This is a genomic window from Lelliottia sp. CFBP8978, from assembly GCF_034046055.2.
Taxonomy (GTDB): Bacteria; Pseudomonadota; Gammaproteobacteria; order Enterobacterales; family Enterobacteriaceae; genus Enterobacter.
In genome coordinates, this window is the sequence record NZ_CM188253.1 from 1776672 (window position 1) to 1791249 (window position 14578).

The following is a 14578-nucleotide window of genomic DNA, read 5'->3' on the forward strand; positions in this document are numbered from 1 at the left end:
CAAAAAACCATACAGAGAGGAAAGCTATGGGAATTTTATCCTGGATTATCTTTGGGCTTATTGCGGGGATTCTGGCGAAGTGGATCATGCCAGGCAAAGATGGCGGTGGGTTCTTCGTTACAGTCATACTGGGTGTCGTGGGCGCTGTGGTCGGCGGCTGGATCAGCACCCTGTTCGGCTTTGGTAAAGTCGATGGCTTTAACTTCGGCAGTTTTGCCGTTGCGGTCATTGGTGCGCTGGTCGTTCTGTTTATCTACAGAAAAATCAAAAGCTAAGAACGAAAGCATCCAAAAAGGCTGCCAGTGGCAGCCTTTTTAGTGTGCAGGGATCACCACCAGCCAAGCTGGACGCCTGCCACGGCGACAATCGCCACAATTAACATAATGATGGTCGTTTTGCGCACTTATGCCCCCGGAGCGGCGTAACCGCCAACGAAAAACCATGTTAAAAAAACCACTGCCGTTATAAAAATAACGACCGGGAATACAATACCGATCCTCATAACATCACCTTATGCGTTACCTTACCTGCAGAGTTTACGGGGTTAATCCATCGTGAGAAAGCGTGTTTTGCTTTTACGTTTTTTATCCTGATACATTGCGGTGTCGGCGGCACGTAAGGCACTGTCGGCATCGGTAGTGGCGGGATCGACCGCCACCACGCCTAAGCTGGCGCCAGGATAGACAAGATGAACGTTGCCAAGCCAGTACTCCCCGGCGATAGAGGCGCTAATCTGTTTTTTGAGGACCGTCACCTGCGTGTTGTCCCCCGCGCTATCCTCTTTACACAGGCAAGCCACCAAAAATTCATCGCCACCCAGTCGGCCAACAATATCGTCCTCGGTGTGCGCATCGGTCAGCCGTTTGCCCACTTCCACTAAAAATTGATCGCCGGTCTCATGACCAAAGCGATCGTTAATCAGCTTGAAATCATCCAGATCGATAAAGGCGATAAGGGCATGGCGCTTGAGATGGCGAGCCAGCGAGAAGAGGGTCGTGAGATTTTCAAAAATGGCGCGACGATTCGGTAAACCGGTCAGGGCATCGGTATAGGAGTGCGCAATCAGTGCGGAATTTGCTTCACGAAGCTGGTTAAGCAGCGACTCTTTCTGGATGTACTGCGCAATCAGCCCGGCAAAGAGTTGCAGCACTTGCTCGCCGCGCTCGCTCAGTGTCTTTTTACTGGTGCTGGTGGCGCAGAGTGTTCCGTACAGCGAACCATCAGCCAGATGAATGGGAATACTCATGTAAGTGGTAATCCCCAGTGCTTTTGCCGCATCACAATCGGCCCACAGTTCTGCGACCTCGCTACTGAAAAAACAGCTGCTGTCGATGGCGCGTTTACACAGGGTATCGCCCCAGGGCACGCTCAGCCCTTCGGGGATCTGCATCTGTTTGCTGTTACGGGCATACAGGATATGCTGCAAACGGGCATTGATATCGACTTTCGTCAGATAGGTCGATTCCATATCGGTGACAATCTCAAGCATCTCCAGTAGCTGACGCACCAGGCTTTCAAGGGATTGTTCGGTCGCGAGGGTTTCTGAAACACGGGCAAGAATAATATCCGACATGACGTGGGTAGACTCCCATGCAGAAGACGCCAGTATCTGCATGTTGTGCTGAAATTTTCGGCTGTGGAGCATAGTAGAACATGAATGTATAAAATTTTATATATTGTTGAGACACCTGCCAACGCTGGTAGGGGGAAAAAGCCCCGGAGCGAGCCCGGGGAAAGAGATCTTTATTCTCTGGTCAGTGAGAACAGGTTCACTATAGGTCTGAAAAGTGCAGGTTTAATGGAGAAATCATGGAGAAAACGGACATGACCCGGTACTCTTAACCGTCGAAAATTCAAAAGGGTAAGATCATGCGATATCTGCTGCTGGCGATGGCTCTGCCACTAACTGCCTGTTCAACATCAACCCCACCGGATGCGCCAAAACCGCCACAGATTGGTATGGCAAATCCCGCGGCGGTTTACTGCGTGAAAAAGGGTGGGGAAAGGGTTCCGGTACAAAGCCCCCAGGGCGTGCGCACAGAGTGTAAGCTGCCGGGTGGTGAAGTCATTGATGAGTGGGATCTCTACCGTCGGGATCACCCTACACCCGCCAGGTGACAGCCGGGGAAAGAGTGCGATACACTTCTCTTTAGGAATTATCTTAGCCGTGATGGCTTATTACACCGCGAGAGAAGTATGTTTCAGCTAAAACCGGGCAGCCTGGCCATGATCATTGACGCCCGCACCCCTGCCGGGCGTCGCAATATCGGCAAGTCTGTTGAGCTTTTTGCACTTTGCCAGCCCGGTCTGCGTTTTTTGAATCCGGTCAATGGCGTGATGACGGAACTGCCAGCTGGCGCGGACCGCGCGCTGTGGCTGGTGACAGGAGATGTCCACGCATTCGACAACCAGCCAGGTTTCGTGTTTGTTCGCCCGGAACATCTGATGCCTTTGACCCCTGACGAAACACCGCTTGCAGTCGATGAGTTAACCTTCAGCTAGCTGGCGTAGCCAGTCGGCCAGCACCATCGCGTGATTCTGATGGTTGTTTTTCGCGCCGTAGAGCAGCGTCACCGTCTGTTGTTTGCCGAGTGCGGCGATACGTTTGCCTTCATCCTGATGCGGTTCAAGCTCCTCGCGATACGCTTCGCTAAAGGCGGCGAAATCGATCGTTTCGCTGTGGAAGGCTTTGCGTAAGGCGTTTGAGGGCGTCAGTGTTTTGCACCATTCGTCATATGCCAAATCGGTTTTCTTCACCCCGCGTGGCCAGAGTCTGTCTACCAGTATCCGATAGCCGTCCTCGGGACTTGCCGCGTCATAGAGGCGTTTACAGCGAATCATTCTCTCTCCTCAATCCAGGCGATAAGCTCCGCGATCTGGTTATCAGAAAATACCTGAATGCCATGCTCGCGTAATAACGCGGCGGCAACGCCCATACCCGTTTTTTTGTGTCCGCTAAAGCTGCCATCGTAGATGAACGCGCTCCCGCAGGTCGGGCTGCCGTCGGTCAGTAGGGCGGCACTGCAATTCGTCTCTTGTGCGGTGCGTAACGCCAGCCATGCCGCGAGCTGATAATGCGCTGTCACGTCAGTGCCGTCGCTTTCCAGAATACGGGCGCGCTCCGCCATCACCGCTTGACCACCGTCACCCACAATCTCCGCGGGTAAACGAGGGATGGCCAGCCCTGCCGCCAGCTCCGGACAGTGGATCACCAGCCGCTCTTCCTGCTGCCAGCGCGTTAAGATGTCAGAAACAGGCGTTTTTTCGCTGCCGTTGTAACGAACCTTGTGGCCCATCAGACAGGCGCTGACCAGAATTTTCGTTTTCATGATGTTTAACCGGTCCGGATGAAAGGGAAAATACGCTAACACACTATAGTAACGGATCCTTGCCCCTCTAATTTAAGGGATTGTGATACTTGCAAAAGATCGGTAGGCTGAGGTTCCTTATGTTATCTGATAATTCTCTGGCATATGGAACCTCTCATGGAACTCTCCCCGGTAAAAGAAACGCTCCGCATTGCGCTTGTTGGCGACTACAACCCTGACGTTATTGCTCACCAGGCTATCCCGTTAGCCATTGACGATGCCGCTGCCGTGCTGGAATTGACGGCAGATTACGACTGGATCGCCACTCCTGAACTGACCAGCCCTGAAGATCTGGTGGGCTACGATGCGATTTGGCTGGTTCCGGCAAGTCCTTATAAAAATGTGGAAGGCGCCTTTATCGCAACGCGTTTTGCACGGGAAAACAGTATTCCTTTTCTGGGAACCTGCGGTGGATTCCAGCATGCGTTAATTGAGTATGCGCGTAACGTACTGGGCTGGAGCGATGCGGCACATGCGGAAACGGATACCGAGGGCCGAATGGTGATCGCGCCATTGACCTGCTCGCTGGTCGAAACAACCGACACGATTGAGCTTCGCGCCAACACGCTGATTGCCAAGGCTTATGGCAGAGAAGAGATCGAGGAAGGCTATCACTGCAACTATGGTGTTTCGCCTGCATTCGCGCAAGAACTGGAAAGCGGCGACCTGCGCGTAACGGGCTGGGATGAACAGGGTGAAATCCGCGCGGTGGAACTGGTCACCCATCCTTTCTTTGTCGGAACCCTGTTCCAGCATGAACGCGGCGCGCTGGCCGGACGTCCGGTTCCGTTAGTGCAGGCGCTGCTTCGCGTCGCACGCGGATAAACCGGCAGACCTCTCGGCCTGCCGTCGTGTTCAGTTGGGCGTGATCTCACGGTCGCGCCCGGCCAGCACTCCGCAAACCGCCATTACCACTGCCGCCAGAGCGCAGGCGAAAAGCGGGATCCGCCAGTCTCCGGTCGTATCGTGAATTTTGCCCATCAGCGGCGGCCCACAGGCAGCCAGAAGATACCCCACCGACTGCGCCATACCGGAAAGGGCCGCGGCCTGGTGTGCGGAGCTGGCGCGCAGACCGATAAAGGTTAGCCCCAGGATCATCGTCGCGCCGGAGCCGAATCCGAAAATGAGCGTCCACAGCACCGCCTGATCCGGAACAAACCAGAATCCTGCTGCACTGACGGCACACATCAGAGCCACGCATCCGGCGATACCGCGCTGATCTTTAAGCCGGTGTAAAAGCAGCGGTACGGCAAGGCCCGGGGCCGCTGTCGCCAGCTGTAGCAGGCCATGCATTGAACCGGCCTGCGTTTCACTGTAACCGTGGCTGAGTAAAATGGCCGGAAGCCAGCCGATAACCACATAGTAAATCAGCGAGTTAATCCCTAAGAATAACGTCACCTGCCAGGCCAGCGGCGAGCGCAAGATCCCGCGGTTGTGCAGTGCCTGCGCGCCGCTTAATGAGCCAGTCTGTTTCTGTCGCCACTGTGGCAGCCACAGCAGCAGGGCCAGAAGCGGAAAGACCATCAGCATCAGCAGTGAGCCATGCCAGCCCGCGCCGCTGAGCGCCAGAGGTACCACCATGGCCGAGCCGAGCGCCGCCGCCGCACCCATCGTCAGGGAATAGGCGCCGGTCAGCTTTGCCACCTGGCCGGGAAAATCGCGTTTGATAAGCCCCGGTAAAAGCACGTTACCGAGCGCAATTCCGCAGCCGATCACCGCAGTACCCGCGAACAACAGCGTGGACGAGGGCAGCGAACGAATGCCAATGCCGGCGCAGATCAGCAGCAGGGCAATAAACAGACTGCGCTCCATGCCGATGCGACGGGCGACCCCGGCGGCCAGCGGTGAAATCAGGGCGAATGCCAGCAGGGGCAGCGTGGTCAACAGACCGGTTTGCGCGGTCGTCAGCCCGTAGTCGTGGCGAATGGTATCCAACAGCGGGGCCGCGCCCGTGAAGGTGACGCGCAGCGTAGTGGCAATCATCAGAATACCGGCGATTAGCAGCAGGCGATCTTTGCCGGAGGAGGAGGTGGCAGTGGTCATTATTTTCTCTTACATCTTAACGAGGGCACACAATACCCGTTTTCAGCGGTGTTTGAATCAAGCTAAAATGACAGTTTATCGCTAATATCGGACAACTTTATGATTGGTCTGGGACTCGACGGCTACGATCCGGATAGCCAGCATGATGCGGCAGTGGCGTTTCGCGTTCGGGTGGTGGAGGACGAGCAACATATTCCGTCGCATCAGCATCGCAAAGGGCAATTGATCCTCGCGCTGCGTGGAGCGATCACCTGTGAAGTGGAAAATGCGATGTGGATGGTACCGCCGCACTATGCGGTGTGGATCCCCGGACAAATCCCGCACAGCAATAAAGCGACGCCCGGGGCGCAGCTCTGCTTTCTGTTTATTGAGCCGGGTGCGGTGCTGATGCCCGATCGCTGCTGTACGCTAAAAATCTCTCCGCTGGTGCGAGAGTTGATCCTGACGCTGGCGACTAAAACGCCCGCGCAGCTTCAGCTTGCCGCCACGTCAAGGCTGGTGGATGTGCTGTTTGATGAAGTGCCGCAACAGCCGCAGGAACAGCTGCAGTTACCCGTCTCTTCACATCCCAAAATAAGGATGATGAGCGAGACAATGGCGACCGAACCCGCCGAATGGCAGACGCTGGCCCAGTGGGCCAGCCATTTTGCGATGAGCGAGCGCAATCTGGCGCGGCTGGTGGTGAAAGAGACGGGCTTGAGTTTTCGTCGCTGGCGTCACCAGCTGCAGCTGATTGTTGCCCTGCAGCTGATGATTGGCGGCAAGTCGGTACAACAGGCGGCGCAGGCGCTGGGATATGACTCCACGACGGCGTTTATCACTATGTTCAAAAAGGGGCTGGGTCAAACGCCCGCGCGCTATGTGGCGAGCCTGTCTACGACTTCCCGATAAAGAGTGATACCAGTCCGGCGGCAATCAAAGGGCCGACCGGCACGCCGCGGAACAGGGCTACGCCCAGCACGGTGCCGACCAACAGTCCCGCGACCAGCGACGGCTGGGAACTCATCAGCGTCACACCGCGTCCGCCGAGCCATGAAACAAACACCCCAACGGCAATGGCAATTAGCGATTTCCAGTTGACAAAAGAGTGAAGCAGCGTGGATGCGGGCAACGTACCGCTGGCGATAGGGGCCATCACACCGATGGTCAGAATAATAATCCCGATCGTCAGGCCCTGTTTTTCTATCCACGGAAAGAAGGTGTTAAGCGGCGTCACGCGCACGATGATGAGCACCAGAATCGAGATCGCCACCGTGGTGTTGTGGCTGACAAAGCCCAGCGCAGCCAGCGCGAGCAGAATGAGCAGGGTAGGGTCAAACATGAGGGTATCCTTGCCAGAAAAAGTAAGCCTGCTTACTTTACCCGTAAAGGCGTGTGTAAACAGGCTTTTATCGACAAATCTCCCATTTTTGGGCAGCTGCCCGAGGCTAGCTCACTAACACCTCAACCAACGCACTGCCGTCGCGGATAAAGACCGGAATACTTTCCAGCGCGGCCTCAACCGTGATGCGCTCGCCGCCGCGATAGCGCTCACCGTTGAGTGCGACCCAGTTATCGCCTGCGGGCAACCACACTTCACGCTCGCGCTGTCCGGCATGCATCACCGGTGCAATCAGCAGGTCATCTCCGAACAGATACTGATCCTCGATTTCCCAGCTCTGTTTCTCCTGAGGGTAGTGCCAGAACAGCGGGCGCATCAGCGGATCGCCGTGCTGATGGGCATGCTCATACAGCTCATCAATATAAGGGCGCAATTTTTCGCGCACCGTCAGCCAGTGCTGCATGATGGCAAAGTTCGTCTCGCCGTAGCTCCACAGTTCGTTAGGCGAGCCGCTGTTACACTGTGGGATCCCATCACGATAGCGTTCCGGCGGCTGAATTTGCGGCTCACGATAGCCATGCATACGCAGCACCGGGCAGAACACCGCCCACTGGAACCAGCGGATCAGTAATTCGTGGAAGGCGGGATCGTTCACGTTGCCGCCCTGGAAACCACCGATGTCGGTTGTCCACCACGGGATCCCTGCCAGCCCCATATTCAGACCGGCAGCCAGCTGATTGCGGAACGCGTGGAAGGACGAATGCACATCCCCGGACCACGCCAGCACACCGTAGCGCTGGCTTCCGGCCCAGGAGCAGCGCACCAGATTGACGATATCGCTCTCGCCATTGGCCTGCAGGCCATCGTAAAAGCCTTGCGCAAAATCGCGCGGATAGCGGTTGCCCACTTCCAGCACCGGACCTGCATGATAGCGATAGTTATCAAAGTCATAGGCGCGATACTCTGGCTCTGCTTCATCCAGCCAGAACAGTTTGATCCCCAGATCATAGTAGTTTTTCTTCACCGTCTCCCAGACAAACTCACGCGCCTGCGGATGGGTGGCGTCAAAGAAGGTCGTGTTGCCCATAAAATCGAGATTCACCTGGACGCCGCGCTCGCTGCTCACCAGCCAGCCTTTGGCCTTCATCTGTGGGAAAAGCGGGCTACGGGCTTCGACCGTCGGCCAGACGGAGACCATCAGTTCGATTCCCAGTGACTTCAGCTCTTCGACCATGGCCCGCGGATCGGGCCAGTCAACCGGGTCGAAACACCAGGTGCCCTGATTTGGCCAGTGGAAAAAATCAATCACCATCACCGAGAGGGGAAGATGACGACGGCGATACTCACGCGCCACGTCCAGCACCTCCTGCTGGGTGCGATAGCGCAATTTGCACTGCCACAATCCGCTGATAAACGCCGGTGCGCGCGGTGGCGTGCCGGTGGCATTCACATACTGGCGGGTGATCTCTGGAATGCTGTCGGCCGCGGTGATCCAGTAGTCCATCTCGCCCGTCACGCGGGCGCGCCATTCGGTCTGATTTTTGGCAAAGCTCACTTCCCCGATGGCGGGGTTATTCCACAGTACGCCATAGCCCAGACTCGACTGCATAAAGGGCACGCTGGCCTGAGAGTTACGCTGCGCCAGTTCGAGCGTGCAGCCTTTGAGATCCAGCCACGGCTGTTGGTACTGGCCCATCCCGTAGATCCGCTCGTCCGGGCGCGATTCAAATCGCACGGTGAGCTGATATTTGCCTCCCGCCAGCGGTTTGAATTCACGTCCGTCAAGCTTCAGGGCGCTCACGTATTTATCCTGACTCTTTTCGCTGGCTCCAATACCGACCGTTGAGCGCTGGCGCCACATCTCCTCCAGCAGCAGCTCGCCGCGCTGGTTGTAAAAGGCCAGCTGGCCTTTGAGATTGAGGGTGGCCGTGATGTTGCCATTACGCAGCGTCAGGCTCTCTGCCTGCGCGGCGATCTCCGGGGTGCAGGAAGCCGCTGGCAGCAGTGCCTGCAAATCATCGCTGAATTCCGGCAGACACGTCGCTCTGACGCGGAGACTGTTTTTGCCCCAGGGTTCGATGCGCAGGATCTGGCGTTCAAAACGCCACTCGATGCTGGCGGGATGTTGAATAAGTTCACTCATGGTTAATGCGTCCTTTTACGAAAGACTGTGTTTGGCCAGATTGATGGATTTCATGGTGCTGTCGTCGAGTTTGTACCAGCGCAGGGTGGCAAAGGCGCACAGTGACAGAATGCCCGGCACCACGGTGAAGAGGGCGATGATGCAGTACATGGCGGTGGAGGTTTGCTCCGGGGCGTTAGCGACATAGCCGCTGAAGCCCAGCGTCCAGCCGACAATCGCACCGCTGATCGCCATCCCTAATTTAAGTACCGCGAGGAAGGTGGAGAAAATCACGCCGTCCATGCGTTTACCCTGTTTCCATTCGCCGTAATCGGCGACGTCCGCCATCATCACCCACATTAACGTGGTGGTGGACTGATAGAGGGTGGAGATAATGAAGGTGAGCGGCACCAGCACCACAACGAGTTTTGGCGCAAAGAACAGGGCGATACTCAGTACCCCAGCGAGCACCGCGCAATAGCCAAACATTTGTACTTTGCTGTAGTTGCGCGTCAGGCGTTTTGCCAGTGCGCTGCCCGCGGCTTTACCCAGAATATGAGCGCCGAGCATCCACATAAAATAGCTGGCGCTCCCCAGATAATAAGTGACGAAATACATCATGGCGCCGAGGCGAATAACCCCAAAGCCAATGTTGGTTAATACCAGAACGGCTACGACGCGCCACTGATCGTTGCGTAATAAATCACGTAATTCCGCCAGGTAATTATTATGCGTTGCGGGAGCGTTAATTCGCTCACGGGTATTGGCGAAACAGATCCAGAACATAATAACGGCGATAGTCGCCATTATTGCCATCGCCCAGCGATAGCCCAGCAATTTATCGTCACCGCCTAAAAATTCTGCCAACGGCATCATAAAGAATGTCGATAATGCACCGCCAAGCGTAGCGAGGAAAAAGCGATACGATTGCAGGGAAATACGCGCTTCGTTATCCGGTGTAATGACCGCGCCCATTGAACAATAGGGAATATTAATCGCGGTATACATCAGCATCATGACGGTATAGCTGATTGTGGCGAAGATCATTTTGCCGTGCAGATCCAGTGACTCCGGTACGGCGTAAGTCAGCAGACAGCTGGCGCCGAATGGCAGGGCAAGCCACAGCATCCACGGGCGGAATTTGCCCCAGCGAGTCCGCGTGCGGTCGGCAAGATAGCCCATTGCCGGATCGATAATAGCGTCCGCGGTTCTTGCCAGCAGAAACATGGTGCCAACAAAGGCCGCGGGTAAACCCACGACATCGGTATAATAAAAGGTCAGAAAGATAATGACGTTATCCAGCCCAATATGGCTGGCCATATCACCTAACCCATAACTGATTTTTTCTTTACGGGTAATCTTATCGGTCATGATATTCACCTTGCCAGTGTAAGGTTTATTTTGAGGATGTTCTGATAAGCATATTTAATCAGCAGGTGGGTATTAACAATTACGAGATCTGGCATCGGACTTATGGAAACTCTTTTTCGTGATACCGGTAACAATTTATTGTGATGCAGGTTGTGTTTATTCATGTCGGTTTATTTTTTGACAAGAATCGTTTCAGCGATGTGTTTATTCACGGAGATGCCGTGAAAATGTCATGAATCTGTCATCAGCAGGGGGTAAAAAAGAGGAAACGCAGTAAAAGGGGGAATCAACATGAACGATCATATGTTTGTTGAAACACTGATTATCTCGTCTTCGTTTTTGACTGTGGCGATGATTCTGGTGATATCGGTGCTATTGCTGGAAAAACACGGCTGACATCGCTGCCAACCGTGATGTTCACGAGCGGCGAAACGCCACCAGCTCCGGTCGGGCGATGCGCAGGTAATCAGCGGTGCTCATAATGACCGATTTCTCCAGCAATCCGGCGTTAAAGGCAATCTCATCAAAACGCTCAAACAGGAGCGGATCGGCGACCAGCGTCAGATCGGGATGAAAGCTAAACGGAGGGATTGCACCAAACACGCAGGCGGTTAATGTGTCCACCTCGGCAGGGCTTGCCAGGGAGGCTTTACTGCCACCAAAATGGCTGGCCAGTTGGCCCAAATCGGCCTGCTGATCGGCGGCGAGAATGGCCAGGACGTGTTTTTTCACTCCATTTCCCTTCACTTTGCACACCAGCGCTTTCGCACCCTGACCGAGTTCGGTTCCCCGGATCTCACTGACCGCTTCGCATTTGCCCACAGCCTCATGCTCCATGACACGATAGCGCGCCCCCTGTTGCGTTAATAATGCAATGAGCTGCTGGTGGGTGGCGCTGCCTTTTACTGCCTCTGACATAGCATATTTCCCTGTAATCTGTTGAAACGCAGGCTCTACATTATCACATCTTCATTCCGGGTGGCGGCGTGCTTAGAGGTACAGCGAAGAGGGGATTCTGGCGACTGGAGAAAGAAAAACAGCCAGCGGAGAAGCTGGCTGTTGGGTCAGGCGTTGCTGGTCGATTGGGTATGGAAAAGCTCCCTGAAGACCGGATAGATATCATCCTGATCGCGGATATGCTGCATGGCAAAGTTATCGAACATCGCCTGCAGGTGTTCGTATTCACGCCACAGCGTTTGATGTGCGCGGCGGGTGATTTCGATGTAGCTGTAGTAACGCACCACCGGCAAAATTTTCTTCGCCAGCAGTTCGTGACAGAGCGGAGAATCGTCCGCCCAGTTATCACCATCGGAGGCCTGCGCAGCGTAGATGTTCCACTGTGCCGGGTCATAGCGCTCTTTCACCACTTCATCCATCAGCTTGAGGGCGCTGGAGACGATAGTTCCCCCCGTTTCCTGCGAGTAAAAGAACTCATGCTCGTCGACTTCTTTTGCCTGCGTGTGGTGGCGGATATAAACCACATCCACGTTCTTATAGGTTCGGCTCAGGAACAAATAGAGCAGAATATAAAAACGCTTCGCCATATCTTTGGTGGCCTGATCCATTGAGCCGGAGACATCCATCAGACAGAACATGACCGCCTGGCTGGAAGGCTCCGGGCGTTTCTCGTAGTTCTTATAACGCAGGTCAAAGGTGTCAATAAACGGTACGCGTTCGATCTTCGCCCGTAGTTCCGCAATCTCTTTGCGCAGGCGCTCCTCCTCCAGCAGCTGCGCGGGCTCGCTGTTTTCCACCGTTTTCAGGCTGACTTCCAGCTCGCGCAGTTCGCGGCGTTTACCCGCCGTCATCGCTGTGCGACGGGCAAGGGAGTTTTGCAACGACCGCACCACGCTGATGTTCGCCGGAACACCATTGGCGGTATATCCGGCGCGGTGGGTTTTGTACTCATTTAACTGACGGTGCTGATTCTTTTTCAGATTCGGCAGCGCCAAATCTTCAAACAACAGATCGAGATATTCATCTTTGGATATCTGGAAGACGAACTCATCCTGGCCTTCGCCGTCCTGACTCGCTTGTCCCTGACCACTACCGGAACCCCCGCCACCGCCCTGTGGGCGTTCAATGCGATCGTTCTGGACGAAATGGTCATTACCCGGGTGTACGCGATGGCGTAAGCCACCACGACCCTGATGGAACATCGGTTCGCTAATATCATCCGTCGGAATGGAGACGGACTCACCGCTATCAACATCGGTCACCGAACGTTTGTTGATGGCCTCGGAGATCGACTGTTTAATTTGCGCTTTATAACGACGCAAGAAGCGCTGGCGATTCACCGTGCTCTTGTTTTTGCCGTTAAGACGCCGGTCAATAAACCAGGTCATATGCCCCCCGTACTGCCAACTATTCGCAGACTCTGTAAGCCCGGTAGCGACAGGCTACCGGGCCGTTTGTTTTATGACGATTTACGCACGCGCAAATACCATTCGCACAGCAGACGAACCTGTTTGCGGGTATAGCCTTTCTCCATCATGCGATCGACAAAATCATCGTGCTTTTTCTGCTCATCGGTTGAGGTTTTGGCATTGAACGAAATGACCGGTAACAGCTCTTCGGTATTGGAGAACATTTTTTTCTCAATAACCGTGCGCAGTTTTTCGTAACTGGTCCAGTTAGGATTACGTCCACTGTTATGCGCTCTGGCGCGCAGTACGAAGTTAACGATCTCGTTACGGAAGTCTTTCGGATTACTGATCCCGGCAGGCTTCTCAATTTTTTCGAGTTCGGCGTTCAGGGATTCACGGTCAAACAACTGGCCGGTATCCGGGTCGCGATACTCCTGATCCTGGATCCAGAAGTCCGCATACGTGACATAACGGTCGAAAATGTTCTGCCCGTATTCGGAATAGGATTCCAGATAGGCGGTCTGGATCTCTTTGCCAATGAACTCGGCATATTTCGGGATCAGGTAGCCTTTGAGGAACTCAAGATAGCGTTCCGCCTGCTCTTGCGGGAACTGCTCGCGTTCGATCTGCTGCTCCAGCACGTAGAACAGATGCACCGGGTTGGCCGCCACTTCGGCGTGATCGAAGTTGAACACGCGGGAGAGGATTTTAAACGCGAAACGCGTGGACAAGCCGTTCATCCCCTCGTCGACACCGGCGTAATCGCGATACTCCTGGTACGACTTCGCTTTCGGATCGGTATCTTTCAGGCTTTCACCGTCATAGACGCGCATTTTCGAGTAGATGCTGGAGTTTTCTGGCTCTTTCAGACGCGACAGAATTGAGAAGCGCGACAGCGTTTCCAGAGTGCCAGGGGCGCAAGGCGCATGCACCAGCTCACTGTGGTTAAGCAGTTTTTCGTAAATCTTGATCTCTTCGGAGATCCGCAGGCAGTAAGGCACTTTGACGATGTAAACACGGTCAAGGAACGCTTCGTTATTCTTGTTGTTACGGAACGTCACCCATTCGGATTCGTTTGAGTGGGCCAGTATAATCCCGTTGAACGGCAGGGCGGAGATACCTTCCGTCCCGTTATAGTTCCCCTCCTGAGTGGCGGTCAGCAGCGGATGCAGCACCTTAATAGGCGCTTTAAACATCTCAACGAACTCCATCACACCCTGGTTTGCCCGGCACAGTGCGCCGGAGTAACCGTAAGCATCGGGATCGTTTTGCGCGTGATGTTCCAGTTTACGGATATCGACTTTCCCGACCAGGGCTGAAATGTCCTGGTTGTTTTCATCACCTGGCTCCGTTTTGGCAATCGCAATCTGTTCCAGAATGGAAGGCCAGACTTTCACCACGCGGAATTTAGTGATGTCGCCGCCAAATTCGTGCAGACGTTTTGCCGCCCACGGCGACATAATGGTGCCGAGATAGCGATGCGGGATACCAAATTCTTTATCCAGAATTTGCGCATCTTCCTGCGGATTAAACAGGCACAGCGGATGATCGTTAACCGGACTGCGTTCACCGTTGGCGCTGAGAACGTAGATCGGCACGCGCTGCATCAGCGCTTTTAAACGCTCGGCTAAAGAAGATTTACCGCCGCCCACCGGTCCCAGTAAGTAGAGGATCTGTTTCTTCTCTTCCAGGCCCTGAGCAGCATGTTTCAGGTAAGAGACAATCTGCTCGATGGCATCTTCCATGCCGTAAAATTCTTCAAAAGCAGGGTATCGTGCAACCACACGATTCGAAAAGAGACGGGAGAGCCGTGGTTCGAGGGCAGTATCGACCATGTTAGGCTCACCAATAGCCATTAATAGCCGTTCTGCCGCATTGGCATAGGCACTGCGATCTTGCCGACAGATGGTAAGAAACTCCTGCAGTGTGAACTCTTCGTCCTTGGCAGCTTCATAGCGCTGGCGATAGTGATCGAATATATTCATGG

General features: G+C 54.6%; 17 protein-coding genes. 6 read left to right on the forward strand and 11 right to left on the reverse strand.

The genetic code is table 11. The annotated features are described in order from the left end of the window. Positions 1–26 precede the first annotated feature (26 nt). Complete coding sequence (locus SOM82_RS08265; RefSeq protein ID WP_154125112.1) at positions 27–275, forward strand: GlsB/YeaQ/YmgE family stress response membrane protein; 249 nt, start codon at positions 27–29, stop codon at positions 273–275. 128 nt (positions 276–403) lie between these two features. On the opposite strand, the gene SOM82_RS08270 is transcribed toward SOM82_RS08265, so the two are convergent. Together SOM82_RS08270 and SOM82_RS08275 are read right to left on the reverse strand one after the other, a co-directional pair. Continuing rightward, the gene (locus tag SOM82_RS08270; RefSeq protein ID WP_041689378.1) at positions 404–502 is read right to left on the reverse strand and encodes a YoaK family small membrane protein; all 99 of its coding nucleotides are present in this window, start codon (positions 500–502) and stop codon (positions 404–406) included. Between the two features lie 42 nt (positions 503–544). After that, positions 545–1573: a sensor domain-containing diguanylate cyclase gene (locus SOM82_RS08275; RefSeq protein ID WP_320459599.1), complete on the reverse strand. Its 1029-nt coding sequence runs from the start codon at positions 1571–1573 to the stop codon at positions 545–547. Between the two features lie 296 nt (positions 1574–1869). Here SOM82_RS08275 and SOM82_RS08280 point away from each other — a divergent pair, with 296 nt between their 5' ends. Further along, the gene (locus tag SOM82_RS08280) at positions 1870–2118 is read left to right on the forward strand and encodes a putative hemolysin (protein WP_320459250.1); all 249 of its coding nucleotides are present in this window, start codon (positions 1870–1872) and stop codon (positions 2116–2118) included. A 78-nt stretch (positions 2119–2196) separates the two neighbouring features. Beyond that, positions 2197–2502, forward strand: coding sequence for a hypothetical protein (locus SOM82_RS08285; protein ID WP_320459251.1), 306 nt, complete (start codon positions 2197–2199; stop codon positions 2500–2502). Here the strand turns inward: SOM82_RS08285 and SOM82_RS08290 are convergent. Both SOM82_RS08290 and SOM82_RS08295 read right to left on the reverse strand, forming a co-directional pair. Next, entirely contained in the window at positions 2488–2841 is a 354-nt protein-coding gene (locus SOM82_RS08290; protein ID WP_320459252.1) for a DUF488 domain-containing protein, read from the reverse strand. The two genes, SOM82_RS08285 and SOM82_RS08290, sit on opposite strands and share 15 nt — an antisense overlap. Next, positions 2838–3329 carry a 2-thiouracil desulfurase family protein gene (locus tag SOM82_RS08295; RefSeq protein WP_154125116.1) on the reverse strand — a complete coding sequence of 164 codons (492 nt, stop codon included), beginning with the start codon at positions 3327–3329 and terminating at the stop codon, positions 2838–2840. The genes SOM82_RS08290 and SOM82_RS08295 overlap by 4 nt, the downstream gene beginning before the upstream one ends. Before the next feature lie 156 nt (positions 3330–3485). Here SOM82_RS08295 and SOM82_RS08300 point away from each other — a divergent pair, with 156 nt between their 5' ends. Continuing rightward, a complete protein-coding gene (locus SOM82_RS08300; protein WP_154125117.1) occupies positions 3486–4193 on the forward strand; it encodes a CTP synthase C-terminal region-related (seleno)protein in 708 nt (235 codons plus the stop codon). Between the two features lie 30 nt (positions 4194–4223). Here the strand turns inward: SOM82_RS08300 and SOM82_RS08305 are convergent, their stop codons facing one another. Continuing rightward, a complete protein-coding gene (locus SOM82_RS08305) occupies positions 4224–5411 on the reverse strand; it encodes a CynX/NimT family MFS transporter (protein ID WP_320459253.1) in 1188 nt (395 codons plus the stop codon). A 99-nt stretch (positions 5412–5510) separates the two neighbouring features. On the opposite strand from SOM82_RS08305, the gene SOM82_RS08310 reads away from it, so the two are divergent. Beyond that, on the forward strand, positions 5511–6302 hold the full coding sequence (locus tag SOM82_RS08310; RefSeq protein ID WP_320459254.1) for an AraC family transcriptional regulator: 792 nt from the start codon (positions 5511–5513) through the stop codon (positions 6300–6302). Here the strand turns inward: SOM82_RS08310 and SOM82_RS08315 are convergent. The 3 genes from SOM82_RS08315 to SOM82_RS08325 all read right to left on the reverse strand — a co-directional run bounded on the left by SOM82_RS08315 (position 6286) and on the right by SOM82_RS08325 (position 10225). Next, positions 6286–6732, reverse strand: coding sequence for a DUF441 domain-containing protein (locus SOM82_RS08315; RefSeq protein ID WP_014169633.1), 447 nt, complete (start codon positions 6730–6732; stop codon positions 6286–6288). The genes SOM82_RS08310 and SOM82_RS08315 overlap by 17 nt on opposite strands. Positions 6733–6838: 106 nt before the next feature. Continuing rightward, the gene (locus SOM82_RS08320; RefSeq protein ID WP_320459255.1) at positions 6839–8875 is read right to left on the reverse strand and encodes a glycoside hydrolase family 31 protein; all 2037 of its coding nucleotides are present in this window, start codon (positions 8873–8875) and stop codon (positions 6839–6841) included. Positions 8876–8890: 15 nt separating this feature from the next. Then, positions 8891–10225, reverse strand: a complete 1335-nt coding sequence (locus SOM82_RS08325) for a glycoside-pentoside-hexuronide (GPH):cation symporter (protein ID WP_154125121.1) — start codon at positions 10223–10225, stop codon at positions 8891–8893. A 291-nt stretch (positions 10226–10516) separates the two neighbouring features. On the opposite strand from SOM82_RS08325, the gene yoaI reads away from it, so the two are divergent. Further along, positions 10517–10621 carry a small membrane protein YoaI gene (gene yoaI / locus SOM82_RS08330; protein WP_320459256.1) on the forward strand — a complete coding sequence of 35 codons (105 nt, stop codon included), beginning with the start codon at positions 10517–10519 and terminating at the stop codon, positions 10619–10621. A gap of 21 nt (positions 10622–10642) precedes the next feature. Here the strand turns inward: yoaI and SOM82_RS08335 are convergent, their stop codons facing one another. The 3 genes from SOM82_RS08335 to yeaG all read right to left on the reverse strand — a co-directional run bounded on the left by SOM82_RS08335 (position 10643) and on the right by yeaG (position 14576). Continuing rightward, positions 10643–11143 (reverse strand): YbaK/prolyl-tRNA synthetase associated domain-containing protein, encoded by a 501-nt coding sequence (locus tag SOM82_RS08335; protein WP_320459257.1) that lies wholly within the window; start codon positions 11141–11143, stop codon positions 10643–10645. Between the two features lie 146 nt (positions 11144–11289). Continuing rightward, the gene (locus tag SOM82_RS08340) at positions 11290–12570 is read right to left on the reverse strand and encodes a YeaH/YhbH family protein (protein WP_154125123.1); all 1281 of its coding nucleotides are present in this window, start codon (positions 12568–12570) and stop codon (positions 11290–11292) included. Positions 12571–12641: 71 nt separating this feature from the next. Continuing rightward, on the reverse strand, positions 12642–14576 hold the full coding sequence (gene yeaG, locus SOM82_RS08345; protein ID WP_154125124.1) for a protein kinase YeaG: 1935 nt from the start codon (positions 14574–14576) through the stop codon (positions 12642–12644). Positions 14577–14578: the final 2 nt, after the last annotated feature.